Below are 21,251 nucleotides of genomic sequence, written 5' to 3' on the forward strand. Positions count from 1 at the left end.
CTATGAACGATTTCGCATCAAACGGCGCAGGCGTTTTGAAGCTCGACATCGAGTCGCTATTCGATAGAGGACGTTCGGAAGGCGACTTGGTCGCGAACCTACCACCGAACGCGGAACGGAGAAAATTTTCGTTCGGAACGATCGACTGTTTTTTGGATCGCTTCACGGACGCAGCGGAATGTTTGTTCGTTCGAGTGCAGCCGGGATCGTCCTGCTTGGTCGAACTGGCTCTGAACGAGACCGCCAATCTGCAGCAAAGCGTTTTGGGAGGGCTGCTTGTGGGCTTGACGAAGCCCGGACAACCCGTCTACTGGCTGCCGCGCCGTCCGGCTTGCAGGCAGCTTGATTCCCATGGGCGCATTCTTTCCGAAGTGCCGGTTGAGCTGACCCGTTGGTCGCTTGGGCATGATCGCAGTGCGGGGTCGGTGACTATCCCTCACGAATTTTGCTGTGATTTCGTAATTTGGCGCTTTTCCGAGAATCCCGCGAGTTGGTCGGAAGAACTGAGCGAAATTTTTCCGATCGAGGAACAAGGCTATTTTCTCTGGGGATCTCACACCCGCTTTCAGCGACTTGCGAATCTATACGATTACCTCATCCATGGCGCGGTGTACGATCTGCGCTGGTCATGGCCATTCCGACGCCGATGTTACTCGGAGAACGAGGCGCACGCGCTGTACACCGTATCGGCGGGTTTGGAGCGCGCGAGCGGCAAGCAACTCTATCGTCTGATACAGCAGCAACTCGTACTATCGTTGCTCTCGCGGTCGGCGGCTGATGGTGGGTGGTATCACGGAATCTGGACCGAAGATTTGGAGTGCCACTACCGTCTTCACGCGAGCGGTGTGCATGTGCTGTGCGCTGAATATGCGCGGATGCCGTCGCCCGAACTCGAACCTGCATTGAAAAAGGCGACCGACTTCCTCTCGAAGACGACGGACACCGTCGCGGGCGAATCCTGGTTTCTGCATGACTCTCTCGAGCGGAGCGAAGGCGAGATGCGGCAGGGGCCGTTCAAGTGGATACCGAGCCGCGCGCTGGGCAAATCGCCGAGCAATATGCTGGTTCTCAATACGCATTTGGATTCGTCATTAGCTGTCGCCGAGAGCGCGAGAGTTCGATCCGATCGCAGTTATGAGGATTTACTGAGTTCCGCCGCTCGAATCGCGCGACGGGTTATCGGCCTACGGACCTTCGAGCCGTTTTATCGTCTATTGTTTGCGCTGATCAACCTGACCTTTTTGCCGCGCGAGAGAGCAAGCAGTTTGCCGCTTCCGCTCCGCGCCTTGAAGCGAGTGGCCGGCGAGTACCTTGTTCCCCGTTTGCCGGCACTCAAGGCGCGCCGGCCGCGCTTGGTGATGCCGGGAGGATACATTGACCGGGAACTGACCCTCAGGACTTGGGCCGTGGATTATCACGGAATCAACCTGATGGACCTGGTCCGCTATTACCGGCGCTTTCGGGACGTTGATTTGTGGCCCGTGATCGACGCCGGCTTTGAGTTCGTAAAGCGTACCGGATTGGATCAGCGATGGCTTGAATGGAAGGGGAAATCCTATGCTCTGGGATTCTGGGCGGAGGCGTTATACCACCGTTATCTGGCTTCCCCGGAACCGAAAGTCCGCCAATGGCTCGCCGAAGCCATCTTGCTGCTCGAGGGTTCGGGACAGGGGATGCCGCCTTCCTTGCTGGGCGCCAATGCGGAAGCGGTTCGCTTCGAGGATCAGCGGCCTTGTCCCGTGCCCGCCGCGAAGGAACTGCGCGTGGTCAATCTCAGCCATGGCCCGCGACGTGAGTATCTTGTCGTCAACACCGCCGATCGGGTTGTGAATTGCACCTGGCTTCGACCGCCGGATGCCGAAGTCCCGATTTTATGGGGTGCGCCGGACGGGGGGGAAACATCGGGTAAGCCCCTATCGGTTGGCAATCGTTCGTATCTTTGGGGGCGTTCGGAGTGAGCGTGGAAAGAAGCATTCTCGTGCACCTGGGAAGCGGCCTCGGCAACATGCTGATGGTTACGCCGATGATAAAGATGCTGAGCAAGGGCGGGATTCAAGTGGATCTGTGCGTGCAAGGGGAAACGCCCGGCGTGGAGCATCTCTTCGAACGTTGGCCCTACGTGCGTAAAGTATCTTCGGCGTCCGCCGACTTTCGGGCCAATAATTACGAATACTATCTGTACGGCGTTGAAGTGCGGGAGCCGCCTATCGAGTTCGTCAATCGGGACAAGGCGGTCGTTCTGCATCCCATGTGGGACAGGTATCAGTACGATTTGTATTCGGAAATCGAGCTTTACACCAATCTCGCGCGCTGTATCGTTCCGGATGCTCCGATGGATTTGCACCCCGAATGCACGAGCTCGGGGCGGAAGTTTCCGGAAATCTCGGCGAAGACTTGTGTCATCGCGCCTGGCGGGCAAAGACATTTGCAAATCAGAAAGTGGCTGGGTTACGGAGATCTGGCGCGCCATCTGCCCGACGTTGCCGTGGTTGGGACGAAGGGTGACATGGACATTTCGAACCGAATTGTCTTTCCGGGCTGGGTGCGAACCCTGGCGGGTGAGCAGTTGAATTATCCTGGGCGGTTTTGGCGCGGAGCCCACCGATTTGCAAAGCGATTGGATCAGATGACGGAGTTTCCGGGTCATGCGAAGAACTATGTGGGACAGCTCAGCCTGGCGGATACCGCATCCCTGATCGAACAGGCCGGCTGTGTGATCGGCAACGATTGCGGTCTGACTCATTTGGCGATCGCGCTCGGAAAACCGACTATCGTTCTTCTTGGCCCTACCAGCCAGCGTAAGGTTTTTCCGTCCTTTCTCAAGGATGTAACCCTGGTGAAAAAGAATTTCGAATGTCAACCGTGCCAGGAAAATCCACGGCTGAGGGCCTGGCGAATCAGCAATACCCAGGTGTTTTGCCCGTTCGGCATAAGATGCATGGAAGAAATTACGGTCGAGAACGTTCTGGAGGCATTGGCGCGTGCCTATCCGGAAGCGCTCTCGTAAAGCGATGGGCAAGATCCCGGTAGGTTCGGCATAACGGGCATAGGAGACGGAATCCGCCGGCATGACTAAAGCTTGGCTTCTGCGCTATCTGTTCCTCGTATCATTGGCATCGGCTGCGGTTGCGATATCCTGGTGGAGCCCCGTCAGAAAGTTTGTCGAGCCGATGGCGTATGGCGGCCCAGTCGTCAAGGGACAGGTGCGGCAAGAGATCGATTGCCGGGTGGCGATGACTGGAAAAACGCTGGTAGGGCTTGTGTTCGGGCAGTCCAACGCCGCCAACTTCGGCGAAACCCGGTACCGGCCGAGGAAAGCCGTCTATAGCTTCTACGCGGGGAGATGCTATGCCGCCGACGATCCCTTGCCGGGCGCCGCTGCTTTCGGCGGCAGCGTGTGGTCCCGGCTGGGGGACAAGCTGGTGGAGAGCGGGATGTTCGACAGCGTGATATGGATCTCCATCGGCGAAGGAGGCAGTTCGATCAGTCGGTGGACCGTCGGCGGAGACCTGTATGACCGGCTGATGGGGGCGGTCGAAAACGCCCGCGGGCATAAGCTGAAGATTACCCACGCCTTTTGGCATCAGGGCGAATCGGACCGAGTGGCGAAAACCAGCGAAATGGATTATCGGAGTATGTTTCTCCGAATGGTGGAAGGGTTGCGCAGCGCGGGGGTCGATGCTCCCATCTATGTGGCGGTCGCAACCTATTGTTATGGAAAAGAGAGCCCGGATATTCAGCGGGCTCAGCGCACCCTGGTGAATGTGGAACGGAAGATTTATTCCGGACCGAATACCGACGAATTATCGTCGAAGGACGTTCGCTATGACGATTGCCACTTTTCTGATTCCGGTTTGCGAAGGCATGCCGATGCCTGGTTTGAAGTGCTGAAGCGTAGTTCGGGTTAAGGGACAAAGAAAGGCTTGATGGAGAAGACGGGTGCCTATTTTGCGCATTCACGCTAGCTAGGACGCTTTCAGGTCTGGCCTAGGGGGGCTGCATTTCTCACACTATTTGGTCCTCGGATTGTGAAAAGCCAATTCATTCGGTCGTTGAAGTTGGCGATGGACCGAGGCGGGGCTGTACAAATTCGGGAAACGGAGCTGCCGGGTTTACCTGCTTGCAATCTTACGGATGAAAAAGGCTCGAGATGATTCAACCTGAGGCGAGACCAGCCATTTAATGCTGTTCAATTCATACCCTTTTATCTTTGGCTTTCTTCCCGTCACATTTCTCGTCTTTCTCATATTGGGGAGATACAGCCATTATTGCGCCGCGATGTGGCTTACCGCCGCTTCCATGTTTTTCTATGGCTATTGGAACCCGGCCTATTTGCCGCTTCTGGCGGCATCCATTAGTTTTAACTACGTCATCGGTTTTGTCCTGGCTAGAGAAAGAGATCGAGATCGGGCGGCATTCCGTAAGTTCGTCCTTACATCCGGCGTCGCCGCCAATCTCCTCATGCTGGCTTACTATAAATATGCCGGCTTTCTGGCGCAGGCGGTGAAAGATTTGACAGGCGTCGATCTTTCGTTGGCCGAAATTGTTCTTCCGCTCGGCATCTCGTTTTTTACCTTTACCCAGATTGCGTTCCTGGTGGACGTGTACCGGGGTATCGCGAGGGAGTTTAACTTTGTCCATTATGCGCTTTTTGTGACGTATTTTCCCCATTTGATCGCCGGCCCCGTCTTGCATCACAAGGAAATGATGCCGCAGTTTTCGCAGAAACAGATATACAGGCTCGACTGGGAGAATCTCGCCCTGGGCGCAACCGTTTTCGTGTTCGGGCTGTTCAAGAAGGTGGTATTGGCAGACGGCATTGCGATTTATGCGACGCCGGTATTCGACGCCGTGGATCAGGGCCGGATGCTGAGTTCGGGAGAAGCGTGGATTGGCGTACTTGCGTATTCGGCCCAGCTTTATTTCGATTTTTCCGGTTATTCCGATATGGCGATCGGATTATCCCGCATGTTCGGCATCAAATTGCCGCTTAATTTCAATTCCCCGTACAAAGCCGTCAATATCATCGATTTTTGGCGGCGCTGGCATATGACCTTGTCCCATTTTCTCAGGGATTATCTCTACATACCTTTGGGCGGCAGCCGCAAGGGGAAATTCAGGCGATATCTAAACCTGATGATCACCATGCTCCTTGGAGGACTATGGCACGGCGCGGGGTGGACGTTTCTTCTCTGGGGCGGACTGCACGGCTTGTATTTGGTTATGAACCACGCCTGGCATTCGCTGCGTCTGTCCCGGGGACACGATCTTGAGCGCAGCAGCCGATTGGGGAGAATCTGCGGCCGTACCGTCACTTTCCTGGCTGTGATTTTGGCCTGGGTGCCGTTTCGGACGGAAAGCTTTTCATCGGCAGCGAGCCTTTATGCCAGCATGGCGGGAATTCACGGTAACGAACCGCGAGGGGTTTTCGAGCCTTTGGCCGAGTCGTCCAGCATAGCGGCAATCCTGAATTTCATTCCTGTCCACATATCGTCCATCTTCGAAGCGAGTTTGAGTTGCGCCGTCGTCTTGGTGATTCTGTTCACCATTCCCAATACGCAACAGGTTATGCGGTATTTTCGCGTGGCGCTGGAAGCGGTCGAGGCCGACCGTAGGGAACTCCTCGACACGACCTGGACGCCCAGTTTCAAATGGGCTCTCGTGATCTCGATGATGGGTTTGTGGGCTTTCCTGGATTTGAACCGAGTGAGTGAATTCCTTTATTTTCAGTTTTGAAGCCCATGTTCCGTCGCTATTTGGTAAGTTGCTTCGCGGTGGTATTTGCGGGCGGATTTCTGATCTGGGCACTGAATTATATCGTCGACCCTTATACGTTGTTCGGTACTCGAAAGATTGAGCGTGTCAGCGTCCATAAAGCCGATTTCGTGAAACATCTGCGGCTGACGAACGCCTACGCTCCCGTGCGCCTAAAGCCGGATTGCCTGATTCTGGGCACGTCCAGAGCCGCTCGCGGATTGTCCCCGGATCATCCCGCCCTGGCGGGACTGCATTGCTACAACCTGGCCTTGCCCAGCGTCAGCGTGTACGAGATTTTGCGGTACGTCCAGCATGCCCATGCCGTCCGTCCGCTGAAAAAGATCCTGATCGCACTGGATTTCCGGGTTTTCAGTCAGCTCGAGGACAACCGCGAATTTTCCGAATCGCGCATGGTAGTCACCTCCGAGGGAAAGCCCAACCGGGCGTTTGACCTTGCTTACCTGGCCGATGCGGTGTCCGCTTTGTGGTCGATGGATGCGGTGGTCAGCAGTCTCAGGACGGTTCGCTTTCAGGGTTGGCAAAAGATGACATTGGCCGACAACGGGCAATGGCTGAATCTGGACGACAGGCAGGATCATGCCGCCGCTTTCGCGGCCTACACTCGAAACACTTATGACCGCTTTCGGGAATACCGGCGCAAGGACTTGAGTTTGGAGCGGAACGGCGAGCATTTTGCCGAGTTGCTCCGGTTTGCCCATCGTGAGCACATCGATGCTCATTTCATGGTTTCGCCTTCTCATGCATGGCATTGGGAAACGATGAATCTCGCCGGGCTTTGGCAGCAGTTCGAGGAGATCAAGCGGCTGCTGGTCCGCATCAACGGTGACGAAGCGGAACGAGCAGCGGCGGAGCCGTTTCCGCTTTGGGACTTCAGCGGCCCCAACGCCATTACGACGGAAGTGGTTCCACTCGATTCCAAGGCATCCATGCACTGGTTCTGGGAATCCGTTCACTATAAGCCGGCTTTGGGAAACCTGGTTATGAATTCGATTTTCGGGTATGGTCCGGATGCGGTGGAAGGGGGTGATGCCTTAGGCACGGTGCTCACGCGGGAAAACGTGGATAGCCGCCTGGCGATCATACGCGAGGCTCTCGGAGTCTATGAAGCGGAACACAGTGGCGATGTCGAGCGCATCCGTAAAATCATCGATTTATAGGCCATTCGATCATGCCGGAAAATAAAAAATATGTCATTCTCGCGGGCTCCGGTCGCTCGGGTACGACCTGGTTAGGCTCAATTCTCGATTCCTACGAGAAGGCGGAATATTTTTACGAAATCTGCCATTACCCGGAACTCGGTTTCACGACGCCCGAACTCTTGAAGATAAAGAACCCTTATACGTTTCGGCTTCCCCATAGGCCGGTCTGGGTGAGGCGGGGGGAAAGGGCTATCCTGGAAACCCAGGTCAAGTACGGGTTCAGGGCGAACGAAGCAGCTCGGTCGTTGCGCTTGAACAAGGATTACGGCTTCAGGAAAACCGCGCCGGACACTTATTTGTTCAAGATCGTTCGCTTGCTTTGGTTCTGCGAAAAGCTGGATGATTTAAAGCAGGTACTGGGCGATAATCTGAAAATCATACATCTGATCCGCAATCCGTTTTCTCAGCTGGCTTCGGAGCTGCGGCAGCACGCCGGAAATGCCGAGGCGGCCGAAAAGCGTTATCGGGAGCGGGTGGAATATGTGTTGAAAAACCCGGCCTTTTCAGGCTTTCACGGGCTGGCCGAAGAATATGCGGGGGCGGGCTGGCCGGAACACATGGTTTTGTTGTGGTGGGTCAGTAACGAATTGATGTTGAAGGCAACGTCGATGCCGATGATCCGCGTCGTTTATGAAGACCTTTGCGTGGAGCCGGAAGCGGAAGTCAGAAGGATTTTCGATTTTCTGGGCTGGACCGTCTCGGAACAGACCTTGCGCCACCTGAAGAACACCACTTCGGTAACGGCTTCCGAGCGGGGCGAATGGTCGATCAAGAAGAATTCCGAGGAGTCCATGACGCGGTGGAGAAAGGAGTTGAGCGAAGATCTTTACCGGCGAATTTCTGCGATGGTTTCCAGGTGTTCATTCCTTGAGCTGTGGCGGGGCAGGGACTTGACGGCCGCCTCGAAGGCGGATTTAAAAGCGGTTTCAAATAAGCTCCCATAATCATTATAAGCAGAGGGCAAGATGCGTCAGCCGGATACGAAAAGCAGCGACTCGATTCCGCACGCTGGGGACGGGCATTCGAAGCGAGAGCTGATCTCGGTGATCATGCCGTGCTACAACGCAGCAGCGTTCGTCGAAGAGTCGATTCGCTGCGTCGTCAACCAGACCTATCCGTCGGTGGAAATCATCGTGGTGGACGACGGTTCCACCGATGGCTCGGTTGCCATCCTGGATCGGTTGAAGACCGAGTTTCCCGGGCAAGTTCGACTGCTATCGCAACACAGGAAGGGACCTTACCCGGCTCGGAATCGAGGTTTGCGGGAAGCCCGGGGTTCCCTTATCGCATTTCTGGACGCCGACGATTTCTGGGCTCCCGATTGTCTGGAAAAGCTATACGCGGCGCTGGCTTCGAATGCAGCGGACTGCGCCTATTGCGGCTGGCAGAACGTCGGCGACGGGGCTCCCGGACAGGAGCCGTACGTGCCGCCGGCGTATGAGGACGAGGATACGATCGCATTGTTTTTGAAGAGCTGCCCTTGGCCGATTCACGCAGCCCTGGTCAGGCGTGAAATCGTGGAGGCGATCGAAGGTTTTTCCGAGCGTCGGTTCTCGGCCATGGATTACGATTTCTGGCTCAAGCTGATTGCCCGGACGCGTCATATCGTTCGCGTTTCCGAGGTTCTGGCGTTTTATCGTTGGCATGGCCGAGGCCAGATTTCATCGGGCAAATGGCGCCAGACCATGGATGCCTATACCGTAAGGCGAGATTTCGTTCGCAAACATCCGGATTTGGTTTCGCACCTCGATGTCCCGGCACTTAAGAATTTAGTCGCCGGCGAGCTGCTGCGGGCCGCTTATCGGGCCTATTGGAAGCGCGACCTCGTGTCGGCGCAAGGCTTGTTTCGCGAGGCATTGATCCGCGGCGCCTGGCGTTTGGCGGATCTCAAATACATATTACCCGCGCTCCTTCCGGGTCCGATATTTCGCGCCTTCTTGGGGATGGTGGATTCGCAGCGGAGCGCCTTGGCACCGAAAGGGGAGTGAGATGGATCGAGCCGTCGTTCTGATGTACCACCGGGTGGGCGCGAGCGCCAATGCCTGGGAGCGAAAGTACTGCGTCAGTCCCGATGCCTTCGAATCGCATATGAAGAAGCTGGCGGCAAAGGGTATGCGGGCGGTACCCATCGACGACTTCGTTGCCTGGATACAGAGCGGTCCGGAGTTGCCGGATGGCAGTTTCTTGCTGACTTTCGACGACGGCTTTCTGGGGGTTTACGAACACGCTTATCCGGTACTGCGAGACTTGGGATGGCCGGCGACCGTGTTCCTGGTGAGCGGCTTGATCGGGGGAAAGGACGAATGGTGTCGGCGCGAGAATCCTTCCGGTGCGACCTATCCTTTGTTGAATCGCGATCAGATCGAGGAAATGCGAGGTCGGGGATTCAGCTTTCATTCCCATTCCCGCAGCCATGCCGACCTGACCTGCCTGGACGACCTCGAACTCGAAGCCGAGCTCGCGGGATCGCGCGCCGATCTCGAGAGCTTACTCGGCAATCCGATACCGTTCCTGGCCTACCCTTATGGACGCTACGACGAGCGGGTGCTCGAGGCTGCCCGGAAAGCGGGGTACAGTGCGGCTTTTTCGGTCCAGCCGGGTTTCAACCGTCCGGGCCGGGTGGATCCATTCCGAATTCGCCGGCTGGACGTGTTCGGTACGGACACGCCGTCCGCTCTTGCACGAAAGGTCAGTCTGGGATCGAACGATGGCGATCTGAAGCACGCTTTGGGTTACTACTGGAGCCGCGCGGCGAATCGGGTGCGAAGTGTCGTTCGGTAACTGCCGGCATGCCGGGCGTCTGTCGCCGCCTGTCCGCCGCGTGGAGCGACTGCGTCCTGCCGGGCCTTATGCACGCTCTTGTGTCGTCTGAATCCGGAAAAACGTTCACGTGAAACTCGCTTATACCGTCGCCCTCTGTACTCATAATCACGCGGACCGATTGGCACGTACGCTGGCCGATCTGTCGCGTATCCGGTCACCGAAACGCGCCTGGGAACTGGTGATCATCGACAACGCCAGTACCGACGCCACGTCTGCCGTTCTTGAACGCCATTCCTGGCCGGAGGAGTGGCAGGTTCGTGTGCTTAGGGAAGAAAAGCTCGGTCTTTCGAATGCGCGCAACCGTGCGATTCGGGAAGCGCAGGGGGAATATATCTTGTTCATGGATGATGACGAGACGCCGGAGCCCGACTGGCTGCAGGCTTACGAACGCATTATCGTGGACGAGAGTCCGGATGCGGTAGGGGGACGTATCGAAGTGCTTTTCGAGGATAGTGACCGCCCGATCTGGATGGAAGACGAACTGCTCGGGTTTGTGGGCAGACTGGACCACGGGCCGACTGCTCGACGGTTAACGGATCCCAAGACGCCCATTTTCGGCGGTAATTTCGGTTTTCGGGCGGGGGTTTTCGACACAATCGGCGGTTTCGATCCTATATTGGGGCGAAAGGGCGGATCTAATGTCGGAGGCGAGGATACTGAAATCTACAAGCGTATGCTCAATCTCGGATGTCGGGTCTGGTGGGTTCCGGAGGCGGTTATACATCACCGTATCCAGGCCTGGAAACTGTCGCGTAAATACTTTTTGGACTTGCACTACCGCCAGGGACAGACGGAAGGAATGATCAAGCGGGGCGACAATTCTCGAATTCCGCCCAAGTACCTTTATCCCCAGCTTTGGAGAGCCGTATGGCGCGTCGTCCGGATGCGTGCCGCACGCGGATCCGATTACTCACTGCGGCTTGAAATGAACGTGGCATATTTTCTCGGGTATATTAACGGCTGGTTTTCCGGTACGCAGACCGGGTAAATTTGAACGCCCTATTTGCCGTTATTATCTGCGCTTGCAGATTGATTTTGTTTGCTGACCTTTGGATGAACTGGATCGATCGACGTTTAGTCGTGAAATAGGAAAATAGTGAATCGACTTACCGTCCTGATATGCACGCATAATCGTGCCGATTTGCTCGATAGGGTACTCGAGTCTTTGAATCTGGCTCTGCGTCCGCCTAATTGGTCGATCGACATTTTGGTAGCCGCCAATGCGTGCACCGACCGCACCCACAAATTGCTGGAACGTATCAGCGGACGTCCGGCCAGCGCGCGATCGCTTCCGGTCGCCTGGTTCGCCGAACCGGTTCCGGGCAAATCCCATGCACTCAACAGCGCAATCCGGCGCTTGGGCAGTGGACTGGTCGCTTTGATCGATGACGATCATCGAGTCGATGCGTCATTCCTGACCGCAATCTGCACTGCGGCCGAAGCCTATCCGGAAGCCACCATGTTTTGCGGCCGGATTTTGCCGGACTGGAATGGATCGGAGCCGCAATGGGTGCACGATACCGGACCGTATTCGGTTTACCCGTTGCCGGTGCCCTGCCAGGACCAGGGCGATGAGCCCCGTACAATTACATTGGAGGGAAGGCTTCCGGGGGGCGGCAATCTGATCGTCCGCCGTGACGTGTTCGCTCGCGTCGGAGGCTTCTCGACCGAGCTCGGTCCACGAGGGCACGATCTCGGAGGCGGCGAAGACGTGGACTTCATTATCCGCGCATTGCAGTCCGGCGAGCGGATGCAATACATTCCGAACATCGTGCAGTACCACTATGTCGATTTGAAACGGTTCCGGCTTTTCTATCTTTTGAGAAAAAGTTATCAGCGTTCGTATAGCGCAACTTTGGCCAACGCGGATATCGAATCGAAGATTCCGAGATATATCTGGCGAAAACTGCTGACTTATTTGGTCAGCGCTATGTTTTCGTTGAGTTGGAAACGTACCCGTTTCTATTTGATGCGCCTTAGCGCGACGCTGGGGGAATTGCAGGCGTTTCAGACATTCTGGAAGCGGACCCGCCGTTCCGTAGATGCGTGTTAGGCGGCGCTCGAGCGGTTTCTGCCTACTGTAGAGGCCCTCGCGAGTAGGTTGGGAGTCCTTTCCCGACACCTCGGATGGATATCGCCTCGCCGGCTTCAGGGCGTTAGGGGCATGGCGCCGCGGGAACGATGGTAGCCACGATTTCTTCGCCGGTGCTGTCGCCGCAAAAACTGTAAGTGTCGTCGTCGTTGACGTGAACGGCGTAGCTATAGGTGCCGCCGCTGCCGTAGTTGTAGGTGACGACGGCATTGGCGCCGGTGCCCGAGATATTCCAGGAACCGACTTCTTTAGACGGATCGACCGGATCGGAAGGCCCTTTTTTGTAATCCACCAGCACACCGCCGCCGCTACCCTGGTGCTGCTCCTGCCACTGCTCGTCTCCCCGGATCGCGCAGACCGTCATGCCGGATAAAGTATTTTGAAGTTGGACCTGGTTGAGATTCGGGCCGCTACAATCTGCCATTGCTTGGCCCGCGAAGCCGGTAAGTATGAAAACGCCCCATACGATAATCTGTTTCACAGTATTGTCTCCCTGAGTGGAATAGGTGGCCAAGCGATCTTAACGATAGCCGGTGAGCCCAGCAAGCTCTTTATGGGTGGCCGAAAGGCCTGCAAAGCGGTCGGATAAGGCAACCGCGACGCGGACATTTTGCGTCCAAGCCGATCGAACCCGATCAGGGGATCGCATTATGCAGAAAACGCCGCTGAGGCCTTTTGGCCTGGCGCCGGCACAGCAACACACCGGTACTCAACGCTCCCAGATAGAACAGCATCGATAGGCGTGCGGTATCCATGGTGGAGCCGAGGAGGCCCACCGTGAGAAACGCCAGTAGTGCGCCGGCCGACATCGCCGCGGTCAGCTCGCCGCCACGCAGGACCGGCCAGAGAATCCTTCCTGTGCCGATCAACAGCAGGGCAAAAGCGGTCAGCCCCAGGACGCCTTGGGCAAAATACATCTCCACCGTTTGCTGGTGGATATGCCAGGCCAAATCCTGATCGGCGACGAACATCCAACGTGCGATTCCGGCACTGAAGTCGCCGTTGGCCACCAGTTCTTGTCCATCCTTGGGCTTGAGGCTGACGTCGTCGACATCGAGCGCGGTGTCGGTACTCTTGTTGTGCAGGGACAGTTTTACCGGCGGGTGCGGCCAGTGTTCGCTTTCGCCGAGATCCCGCGAATTCACTTCGATGGTGATCGTGCTCCATTCATGCTCGGACGACTCCGGCCGCAGTTCGGACCGAACGCATTCAAAGGAGTAAAGCAGCGCCTTTTCGCAGAGCGGGATGCCGAGCGCGCCGTCGCCCGAACGGCGTCTTACCCGGGCCGATAAGGTGTACTCTTCGCCGGCCCGGACGTCGACGATCTGATCGAGGAAAACCGTTTCGCCGGCTCCGAGACGCAGATATGAATCGTCGCCCTCCCGAAAAACGGTATAGGTGCCCGGGGCTCGTGCGGTTTCGGCTCCCACTGCGTAAAGAATCGGATATTGTCCGAAGCCCATTCCGACCAGTGCAGCCATAGGTCCCGCGTCCATCAGATTCAGGGCCTGCCGCCAATGCGCTTCCCGGATGGAGAGGTCTTCCGCGATGCGTCCCAGCCTGGATTGAGCGAATCCGCCGGAAAGCACGGGAACCGCGGCCGCTACCGATGCCGTGAGAACTCCGGTGAGGGCCAGCCAGCGATGGATCGAATATTCTTTCGGCTGCCGCAGCATGCACACCATAACCGGGATCAAGCCGGCGATGAGCGCGGCGTAGCCACCGCGCGAAAAAGTGACCAGCATGGCATAGCTGACGCCCACGGCAAACGCGATGCCGAGAAACTTGAGTGTCCAGCTGCGGGCCGCCAGTATCGAGACGACCAGCGCCGGAAAAGCAAAGGCGATGAAAGCTTCAATGTAAGCGCCTCCGGTATGCATGCTGGCGAATGTTCCGGTCACCCGGAACACATTCTCGAAATCCGCCATCCCGACATACGCCTGGCGCTCCCAAAAAACGGCCAGGGTTACCATTGCCAAGCCGGCGACCAGGCCGTGTCCCATACGGCGCAGGGCCGCTCCCGTGTTCTCCGCAGGAATGCGCCGCAGAAGGGGAGCGAACAGCAGTGCCCACAAGAGTCCCTTGCCGACCAGCCAGGTTTCCAAAGGTGAATGGGAACTGTCTGAAAGGGTTCCTTGGTGTTCCCAAAGCGGCCACAAACCGCGTACCGTCGCTATCGACCAGCTCAGCCACAGCAGCATGACAGCCCATGACAGGGTTCGATTCGGCCAAGGTCTGGGATTTATCCGATAGGTCCTGAGATAGGTCACGGCCAGCGTGACGAGCAACAGCAGGTCGAATTCGTCCAGCATCAGGCGGCCGGTCCACGGACTCAAATCGAGTGCCGGCAGGAGTGCCGGAACCGCGAACAGCCATGCGCCGGGATATCGCCACAACAAGGCGGCGTATCCGGTCAGTGCTGCTATCAGCCAAAGTGTCCCGACGGGATAGGCGAGGAGGCCGATGAGGGCGAGCGACCCCGCGGCAAACGCGATCAGCGCGCCGACCGGATGGAGGGCGGCGTAGGCCGGCAATTCCGGATGCGGCGAGTTTGCCGGGGCGGTCTTGGGGATAGACTCCGCGCTCGGCGGAACCGGACGTTTGCCAGCGCCGCTCAGAACGGCTCCGATCCAGTGCGCGAGCGCATAGACCGCCGCCGCACTTGTAGCAGCAATCAGCAGATTGGTGAAATCCGGATGTTTGGGCGGAACCAGGAGCTTGCCGAGTTCGACCGGCAGCGCCAGCGCGGCGGCGAAAAGACCGGTGTGCAGCATGCCGGGCTTGCGCTGCCCCGTATTCACTGTGCGTAGAGCCCAGCCGGCGAGACCGATCGGAGCGTACATGCAGCTCTGCGCCAGGACGCTCAGCAGAGCGGCCTGTTCGGTGCTGAAATAGTGATAATAAAACGGCATGACGCTGACGTTCGCCAGGCGTGCGACCGCGTCGTCGAACGGCAGCCAGCTGCCGGAAAACCAGCCGCCGAGCGCTGCCAGGGCCAAAACGTAGGGTACTGCGGCAAACGGTATCGAGGATCTGATCATCCAGGCCAAGGGCAGGGAACCGTGGCGACGCAAGGTTCGGCCGATCGCCGCGCCCGCAGTCAGTCCCAAGCCGCGCCAAAGGATCGAAAGCCCCTGGCTTACGCCCGAAGCCAGCAGCAATTGAACGGGTTCCAGGATCAGGCTCAGTAGCGCGCCGATCGCAAAGATGCGGCGAAAACTCAAGCCGGGAGCCGCGAGCGCAATGAAGACACCAAGCGGTGCGATGCCGACGATCTCGCTCGCCTGGCGGGCGGAACACCGCAGCCAGCCGCTGCAACTATCCGCAATCAGCCAGCCCCAGTTGTCCGAACTCAATTTCCATTGAAGTTCACGGAGGGAGAGAATGAAATCGTAGGGAAACAGGGACAACAGGAGATAAAAGGCCGAGTAGGCCATGATCGCCGCGTACACCGACGAGCGTCCGCCATCGAAAAATGCGTCCAACAACCGGGCGAGGCGCAGGCGGCCGAACTTGAACAGCAGGATTCCGCCGATCGAGCCCAGTGTCTCGGCCAGGAGATCGTTCAGCGAAACAGTGCGAGGGGCGAAGAAGATCTGGGTGAACTCCACCGCGACCGCGACCGAGAGGCAGAACGCCAGGATCAGCAGTGCCGTCAGATGCCGTAGCGGCGAGGTTGATCGCAGGCCGACGGCCCAGGCGCAGCCGAGAAATGCCAAAGGCACGTAGAGCACGATGTTCGCAACCCAGTCGGCCCTCGATTCGATGCCGAGATCGAGATACCGAATGGCGAAGAACAGTTCGATCGCCTCATCGAAGGTGTGAGGACGAAGCTCGAAAGGAACCAGGCTTCCATACACCACGAAGGCCAGATAGGCCAGAAATCCGAAGAAGACATAGCGGCGGTCGGATGCGGGGGTGCTCATCGGTCGGATATCACTGTCGTCGCAAGATTGGAACCGGGATGGTGATAGTATTGTCGGTCAGGCCTGCAAGTACCCGGCGGATATTGCGGGCCGCCCTTGACTTGTCGGCAAAACCGTACGCCGCATTTCGGATTAATGCAATCGAAATACCGTTTGCTGATTTGTATTGGCGAAAAACCTGACCGGCATCGAGTCCTGGCGGGAGTCTTCTTCTGCCGAAACAGCTCCCGGCGAAGCAACGGTTTCGCCAAGTGCACACCGATCGATATGAGAAACACCAAGAATACCTGGACACCGCAACGACTGGCCGAATGGGAGCGTACCCGCGCTCGCGGAAAACGCCGTTTCATCTGGACCCACGGCGTGCTTCTGTGGGGCGGATTCATGTTTGTTTTTTCGACCGTTTTTTTTCAGCACCAGGTCTTCGGGGATGTCTTCAGCACCCAGGGCAATCTTCCCTTTCGCCTGATGTTGGGAGCATTGGTCTGGACTTTCGTGGGCTATCTGTACGGCCGCTCGAAGTGGCAGCGGAATGAGCAGGACTATGCGGAACAGATGCAGTCCCGAAATAAAAACGGTTCTATTTCCTGAATTTCGTGCGGGTGAGTTTGGCAACAGGCTTCAATTCGAGTTTTTTCCGCGCAAGTGTCCACCATGTCCGGCGGCTTCGGTATCCAGCCGATAATGAGGTCCCGTCGGTTTGCAGCCGCCTTCAACCGGATCCTCCGCGAGCAGCATCGGGGTATCGAGGTCGATCCATTCGAATCCGCCGAGTCCCGCTGCGAAATGTGCACTGAAGCCCATGGCGAGTCGTGTCTCGACCATGCCGCCGACCATCAACTTTAGTCCGCCGGTACGGGCGATGGCGGCGATTTCAAGCGCCTGAACCACGCCGCACTTGACCAGCTTGATGTTGATCACCTGGGCGAGGTGATCGCGCGTGATTCGGAGAGCGTCCTCCGGCGTCCGGCAGGACTCGTCGGCGGCCACCGGCACACCGGCTTCGCGAGCGAGCTTTCCGAGACCGTCCCAGTCTTCGCGGGCTACCGGCTGTTCGAGTAGAGCCGGCTCGATTCGGGCCAGGCGGAGTTCCCGGAGCAGGGCGAAGACTTCATCGGCCGAATATCCGGCATTGGCGTCGAGAATCAAACGGCAGGCAGGATGTCCTCGGGTGATGGCCTTGAGCCGATCGATATCATCCGAGCGATCGAGACCGACCTTGACCTTGAGGATTTCGAAGCCTTCGCGGCAAAAGTGCCGAGCCAGCGCTTCGGCGTCCACGGCGGGACAAATCGGTATGGTGATATCGGTCGAGAGCCGGTTCTGAAATCCCCCGAAAAACCGGAATAGCGGGATTCCGCAATGGCGCGCCAAGGCGTCGATGACCGCCATTTCGAGCCCGGCCCGAACCGAGGGCAGATTCGGAATACGTTCGTGGAGTTCCAGCGCAATCCGCCGCCATTCGCCCGCCGACCGGCCGCGTAACCGGTCGGCCTCGTGTCTCAGAGCTTCCAGAGCGGAGGCCTGATCCTCGGCGGTTACCGGCGGCAAGGTCGAGGTTTCCCCCCATCCTGTCGTTCCGTCGGCAAGCGTGGCTTGCACCGCTACGTTGTGCACGTGATCCAGTCTCGACGAGGCAATCGTGAACGGCGCCATCAACGGCACGTCGAGTTTGTGAATGTCGAGTCGTCTGATTTCGAGATCTTTGTTCATGGCTGGGTCTGTGCCCGAGTTCACCGAGGAGGATTATAGGCCCGCTACAAGCGTCTGTGTCGGAAGTTATTCCATTCGGTGTTCGAGCGAACATTAATCGGATGGGTAGAGCGAAGCGAAACCCATCGAGGGTGGATTGGCCCTTCGACTGGGCTCAGGACAGGCTCCGCGCAACCCACCGACCCTTCGACTTGGCTCAGGACAGGTCCGAGGTTGCTCGGTGGGTTACGGCCTTGCGGCCTAATCCACCTTACAAAAATGAATTCCTGTTTGAGAGCGATTAGGGCAGGGCGCCCTCGGATTACTCGCGACGCTGTTCGCACATCCCTTAAATGAATCGCACTCAAAAACTGAGCGATGCAGTAACCCGCACTTGCCTTGGCATCACCGGGTGCTTGAGCACGCCGTCCACGCCATCGAGCGGTTCGCCCGGAAGCCGGGACGTATAGTAGTAGGCGATATCGTTGCTCTTGGAATCGAACAGATTGAAGACGTCCACGCCGAGTTTCAGCTGCTTGTACTGATAACCCGCCCCGAGATTGACGAGGGTCGTATCGCCCGCATCGACGCTGCCGTCCTCGGTGAGCGGCACGTGCCCGAAATGCCGCACCCTCACCGTGGCGAAGAAGTTATAGGGCAGTTCCGCCACCGCTCCGGCGCTAATGACCCGGCCGACGGAATTGGGAATATCGTTCGCCCCGTTCGGTGCATCCACATATCTGGCCGAGGTGAAGGCGAAGTCGGCATCCAGGGTCAGCCAGTCGAGCGGTTTGTAGAAATTGGTCCACTCGACGCCGTAGCGCTCGCTTTTGCCGCTGGCCTCGGTGGTCCCTGCATCTCCGGCGAACACCAGTTCCGAGTCGGAGTTCAGCCACCAGACCGCGAGCGTGGAGTTGAGCCCTTCCAGATACTGAGTGCGGATGCCGCCCTCGACGCCCCGCTGCCGGGCCAGCGGCGGCACGCTGCCCTGCGGAACCGTGGGATCATAGGGATCGGCTCGCGTGGTCACGCCGCGGGCATCGTTTGAATGAAACCCGTAACCCAGGTTGACGAAGAATTCGGTGTCGTACCAGGGACCGAAGATCAGGCTGAGTTTCGGGCTGACGATGGAGGCGGTCTCGCTGCCGGAATTCTGCGAGAGTAGGCGGTCGCTCACGTCGAAGAAAAAAGTGTCGCTTCTAACACCCGCGACGGTGCGGAACTTAGGCAGCCAATGGGTTTGATTGTTGAAGTAGAAGGACAGGCGGGTCTCGTCGACATCAGCGCGGCTGATGGTCCCGACCGTCCGTCGCCGCTCCGTATGGTTCAGAGTCAGATCCATGATGGCATCGTGCCGAACCTGGACGCCTATTGTATTGTCCATTTCGAACCCGAACCAATGGTTGAACCAGGTTTGCTCTCCGCTGCCGCCCACCGTCACGCGGCGTTCCTTCTGTCCGATTTGGTCGCCGCGTACGGGATCGTCGAGAAAGCCGGTGAAATTGGAGAACAGTGCGATATCGTAGTAAACCGCGTAGACATTGATCTGGTTTTTGTAAGAATCGCCGCGGCTCCAGAAGTCGCCGGACACGCTGTAGCGATCGGTTTTGCCGGCATCGCTGGGGTCCATCGTCCCGTACAGATCGATCAGCCCGGATTGCACGGCGCGTTCCGGAATCTGGTTGGTGGCGTTCCAATGGGCGCGATAGGCCTTGCCGTGCAGCGCCAGCCCCCAATTCTCCCGGTCGATGGTATAGCGCAGCATGCCGTTGAATTTCTCGAGATCCTCCGGCCTCTTCCAGGGACCGTCGTGGAAGTTGACTTCGGCCCCGTAGAGGAGGTCTCCCACGCCCAGAGTGTTGGAGTTTGCCGCCACCACGCGGTAATAGTCGAATTCGCCGCCGGTGAACTTGAGGAAGCCTTCCGGCAGCCGGTGCAGAGTATGCATGTGCGCATAGCCGGCCGAGGAAAAATCGCCGATGTCGGCGTAGTACGGCCCCTTGCCGTATTCCACCCGGTCCACCAGTTCCGGAATGATGCCGTTCAGGTCCAGATAGCCCTGGCCGTGAGCGTGGGTGGGCAAATTCATGGGGACGCCGTCCACCGTGACGCTGAAGTCGGTGCCGTGGTCGAGATTGAAACCGCGCAGGAAATACTGGTTCGCCTTGCCGGTTCCGCTGTGCTGTGTGGCGAGGGCGCCGGGCACCACTTCAACCAGTTCACCGACACGCGAAAGCGGACGGTATTTGAATTCGGGCTGTCCTACCACGCCCTGCGACGCCGAGTCGGCGGCACCCAGAAGATCGGTGGCACGCCCCTGCACTTCGACGGTATCCAGTATGAGCACGGAGGACGGGTTCTCCTGCTCGGGCTGGGGATGTGCCGACGCCGGACCTTCGGGCGCGGTCAGAGCAAACCCCAGTGCCCATAAGAAATTGGGCCGAAGGTAAAAATCGAATCGAGTTTTCATGAATCTGAGAATGAAATGGCTGAATGCCGAACTCGGATTCGGATGCTTCAGCCTTGTTTTCGTGAATTCCCCAAATATATGTGTTGGATTGCCGCGTCGCTTCCGGACTGAAGCGGTATGGATCTCATGGGGCAGTTTTGGCGCCCCCTCTCAAGAGGCGTCGGATAAAGCCGAAATCCCCTAAAAGACTAACTTATTTGATTCATGTGTCATTTTTCAGTCATACATCATTAAAAATTGGGACGATCATTTGGCTGCGCCGTGCGTACCTTGTTCGAATGAGACGGCGCGCACAGCGCACCTCGGTCCTACAACCGCCCCCGAAATCGCATTAGCCGGACAGTTTGTCGAAGGGCGTCGTCTGCTGTTGCGGCTTCTTGGGGCCCGGAGTGTTGCCGAGCGGCCCCTCCTTGCCGCATCCCGCCAAGATCAGACCTATCGAAATGATAATCGCCCACTGCTTCCTCATGTTCATGCTCGTCTCCTGTCGCATGTTTCGGGTTTTATGCTTGCGGCTGCTCCGGCTTTCCGCTAGAGCTTTCCTTCCTTCTTATAGTACTCGACCTCGTCGTTTATCAATTTGACGACTTCTTCCAATGTGGCAACGGCCGTCGTAGGTTCGCCGCCGTTTTCCAGGTCGGAGATCACCGCTTTCAGACGGCTGCTGGAATTCTGCATGGGCATCGTGCTTTTTTCCTTATACGACGCCACGGCTAATTTGCGCGCCTGCTTGGCGCTATCCAGTGCCGAGTCCTTGTTGCCCTGCTTGGCCGCGTCCAAGGCCGACTGGCTGGCTTTCTGAACTTCCACGAGGTTCGGTGGCGGATCGGCATAGCGTCCGCCGGCGACTCCGATATTGGCGCTAAGGCTGAGAAGGAGGGCAAAAGCAATCTGGATTATCGAAAGACCTCTCATGTAAGACTCCTTAATATAAGGTTAAAAAAAGCCCGCGACCGTAGTGGACAATTAATGATTCGTGGAATACCCGAAAAATGATCGCGGGCGGCATGAATATCAGAGGGAGAACGTGCCCAGAATTCTGCCGCTAAGTATTGAGCAATTTGTATGCCTTAAATTCAGAGTGTGGCAAATGGCGATATTCGGCGTGAATAATGCGAATTTAAGACTGGTATAAACAGTCGCTCTCGTTAAATATAAATATATGATAAAGAATGAAAAATATTGAATGAACGAGTAGCTATGCAAGCGTTATCATGGGAGATGACGGATTATTGATAGTAATATTGCTGGATATCACTTGACTCGATTCT

17 protein-coding genes are annotated in these 21,251 nt (G+C 57.4%); 11 read left to right on the forward strand and 6 right to left on the reverse strand.

The genetic code is table 11. The features are described from left to right. The first annotated feature begins 2 nt into the window (after positions 1-2). The 10 genes from sS8_RS02205 (at position 3) to sS8_RS02250 (ending at position 11,853) form a co-directional block, all read left to right on the forward strand. Positions 3-1,958 carry a hypothetical protein gene (locus sS8_RS02205; protein WP_119628232.1) on the forward strand — a complete coding sequence of 652 codons (1,956 nt, stop codon included), beginning with the start codon at positions 3-5 and terminating at the stop codon, positions 1,956-1,958. Between the two features lie 2 nt (positions 1,959-1,960). Beyond that, on the forward strand, positions 1,961-3,007 hold the full coding sequence (locus tag sS8_RS02210) for a glycosyltransferase family 9 protein (RefSeq protein ID WP_119628233.1): 1,047 nt from the start codon (positions 1,961-1,963) through the stop codon (positions 3,005-3,007). Positions 3,008-3,068: 61 nt separating this feature from the next. Continuing rightward, positions 3,069-3,908: a sialate O-acetylesterase gene (locus sS8_RS02215; protein WP_119628234.1), complete on the forward strand. Its 840-nt coding sequence runs from the start codon at positions 3,069-3,071 to the stop codon at positions 3,906-3,908. A 370-nt stretch (positions 3,909-4,278) separates the two neighbouring features. Next, positions 4,279-5,736, forward strand: coding sequence for an MBOAT family O-acyltransferase (locus sS8_RS02220; RefSeq protein ID WP_331852278.1), 1,458 nt, complete (start codon positions 4,279-4,281; stop codon positions 5,734-5,736). A gap of 5 nt (positions 5,737-5,741) precedes the next feature. Continuing rightward, positions 5,742-6,935 (forward strand): hypothetical protein, encoded by a 1,194-nt coding sequence (locus tag sS8_RS02225; protein ID WP_119628236.1) that lies wholly within the window; start codon positions 5,742-5,744, stop codon positions 6,933-6,935. Positions 6,936-6,946: 11 nt separating this feature from the next. After that, entirely contained in the window at positions 6,947-7,921 is a 975-nt protein-coding gene (locus sS8_RS02230; RefSeq protein WP_119628237.1) for a sulfotransferase domain-containing protein, read from the forward strand. Positions 7,922-7,942: 21 nt separating this feature from the next. Further along, entirely contained in the window at positions 7,943-8,965 is a 1,023-nt protein-coding gene (locus tag sS8_RS02235; RefSeq protein WP_197716658.1) for a glycosyltransferase, read from the forward strand. A 1-nt stretch (position 8,966) separates the two neighbouring features. Beyond that, positions 8,967-9,758: a polysaccharide deacetylase family protein gene (locus sS8_RS02240; protein ID WP_197716659.1), complete on the forward strand. Its 792-nt coding sequence runs from the start codon at positions 8,967-8,969 to the stop codon at positions 9,756-9,758. 109 nt (positions 9,759-9,867) lie between these two features. Further along, positions 9,868-10,788 (forward strand): glycosyltransferase, encoded by a 921-nt coding sequence (locus tag sS8_RS02245; RefSeq protein ID WP_197716660.1) that lies wholly within the window; start codon positions 9,868-9,870, stop codon positions 10,786-10,788. A 108-nt stretch (positions 10,789-10,896) separates the two neighbouring features. Further along, positions 10,897-11,853, forward strand: coding sequence for a glycosyltransferase (locus sS8_RS02250; protein ID WP_119628239.1), 957 nt, complete (start codon positions 10,897-10,899; stop codon positions 11,851-11,853). 103 nt (positions 11,854-11,956) lie between these two features. On the opposite strand, the gene sS8_RS02255 is transcribed toward sS8_RS02250, so the two are convergent. Next, positions 11,957-12,373 (reverse strand): hypothetical protein, encoded by a 417-nt coding sequence (locus sS8_RS02255; protein WP_119628240.1) that lies wholly within the window; start codon positions 12,371-12,373, stop codon positions 11,957-11,959. A 154-nt stretch (positions 12,374-12,527) separates the two neighbouring features. After that, positions 12,528-15,818 carry a VanZ family protein gene (locus sS8_RS02260; protein WP_119628241.1) on the reverse strand — a complete coding sequence of 1,097 codons (3,291 nt, stop codon included), beginning with the start codon at positions 15,816-15,818 and terminating at the stop codon, positions 12,528-12,530. 267 nt (positions 15,819-16,085) lie between these two features. On the opposite strand from sS8_RS02260, the gene sS8_RS02265 reads away from it, so the two are divergent. Next, entirely contained in the window at positions 16,086-16,409 is a 324-nt protein-coding gene (locus tag sS8_RS02265; protein ID WP_145986385.1) for a hypothetical protein, read from the forward strand. Between the two features lie 30 nt (positions 16,410-16,439). Here sS8_RS02265 and sS8_RS02270 read toward each other — a convergent pair whose 3' ends face one another. The 4 genes from sS8_RS02270 to sS8_RS02280 form a co-directional block, all read right to left on the reverse strand. Further along, on the reverse strand, positions 16,440-17,531 hold the full coding sequence (locus sS8_RS02270; protein ID WP_119628243.1) for a dipeptide epimerase: 1,092 nt from the start codon (positions 17,529-17,531) through the stop codon (positions 16,440-16,442). A gap of 343 nt (positions 17,532-17,874) precedes the next feature. Then, a complete protein-coding gene (locus tag sS8_RS02275) occupies positions 17,875-19,980 on the reverse strand; it encodes a TonB-dependent receptor (RefSeq protein ID WP_119628244.1) in 2,106 nt (701 codons plus the stop codon). Positions 19,981-20,311: 331 nt separating this feature from the next. Continuing rightward, a complete protein-coding gene (locus tag sS8_RS27890) occupies positions 20,312-20,455 on the reverse strand; it encodes a lipoprotein (protein ID WP_170160916.1) in 144 nt (47 codons plus the stop codon). A gap of 56 nt (positions 20,456-20,511) precedes the next feature. Further along, entirely contained in the window at positions 20,512-20,895 is a 384-nt protein-coding gene (locus sS8_RS02280) for a hypothetical protein (protein WP_232020483.1), read from the reverse strand. Between the last annotated feature and the right edge of the window lie 356 nt (positions 20,896-21,251).

The organism is Methylocaldum marinum, assembly GCF_003584645.1.
GTDB lineage: Bacteria > Pseudomonadota > Gammaproteobacteria > Methylococcales > Methylococcaceae > Methylocaldum > Methylocaldum marinum.

What these genes read in the sequence shown, in the direction of transcription:
- sS8_RS02205 (WP_119628232.1), top strand. Translation starts at nt 3, where the DNA reads ATGAACGATTTCGCATCAAACGGCGCAGGCGTTTTGAAGCTCGACATC.
- sS8_RS02215 (WP_119628234.1), top strand. Translation starts at nt 3,069, where the DNA reads ATGACTAAAGCTTGGCTTCTGCGCTATCTGTTCCTCGTATCATTGGCA.
- sS8_RS02220 (WP_331852278.1), top strand. Translation starts at nt 4,279, where the DNA reads ATGTGGCTTACCGCCGCTTCCATGTTTTTCTATGGCTATTGGAACCCG.
- sS8_RS02225 (WP_119628236.1), top strand. Translation starts at nt 5,742, where the DNA reads ATGTTCCGTCGCTATTTGGTAAGTTGCTTCGCGGTGGTATTTGCGGGC.
- sS8_RS02230 (WP_119628237.1), top strand. Translation starts at nt 6,947, where the DNA reads ATGCCGGAAAATAAAAAATATGTCATTCTCGCGGGCTCCGGTCGCTCG.
- sS8_RS02235 (WP_197716658.1), top strand. Translation starts at nt 7,943, where the DNA reads ATGCGTCAGCCGGATACGAAAAGCAGCGACTCGATTCCGCACGCTGGG.
- sS8_RS02240 (WP_197716659.1), top strand. Translation starts at nt 8,967, where the DNA reads ATGGATCGAGCCGTCGTTCTGATGTACCACCGGGTGGGCGCGAGCGCC.
- sS8_RS02260 (WP_119628241.1), bottom strand. Translation starts at nt 15,818, where the DNA reads ATGAGCACCCCCGCATCCGACCGCCGCTATGTCTTCTTCGGATTTCTG.
- sS8_RS02265 (WP_145986385.1), top strand. Translation starts at nt 16,086, where the DNA reads ATGAGAAACACCAAGAATACCTGGACACCGCAACGACTGGCCGAATGG.
- sS8_RS02270 (WP_119628243.1), bottom strand. Translation starts at nt 17,531, where the DNA reads ATGAACAAAGATCTCGAAATCAGACGACTCGACATTCACAAACTCGAC.
- sS8_RS02275 (WP_119628244.1), bottom strand. Translation starts at nt 19,980, where the DNA reads ATGAAAACTCGATTCGATTTTTACCTTCGGCCCAATTTCTTATGGGCA.
- sS8_RS27890 (WP_170160916.1), bottom strand. Translation starts at nt 20,455, where the DNA reads ATGAACATGAGGAAGCAGTGGGCGATTATCATTTCGATAGGTCTGATC.
- sS8_RS02280 (WP_232020483.1), bottom strand. Translation starts at nt 20,895, where the DNA reads ATGAGAGGTCTTTCGATAATCCAGATTGCTTTTGCCCTCCTTCTCAGC.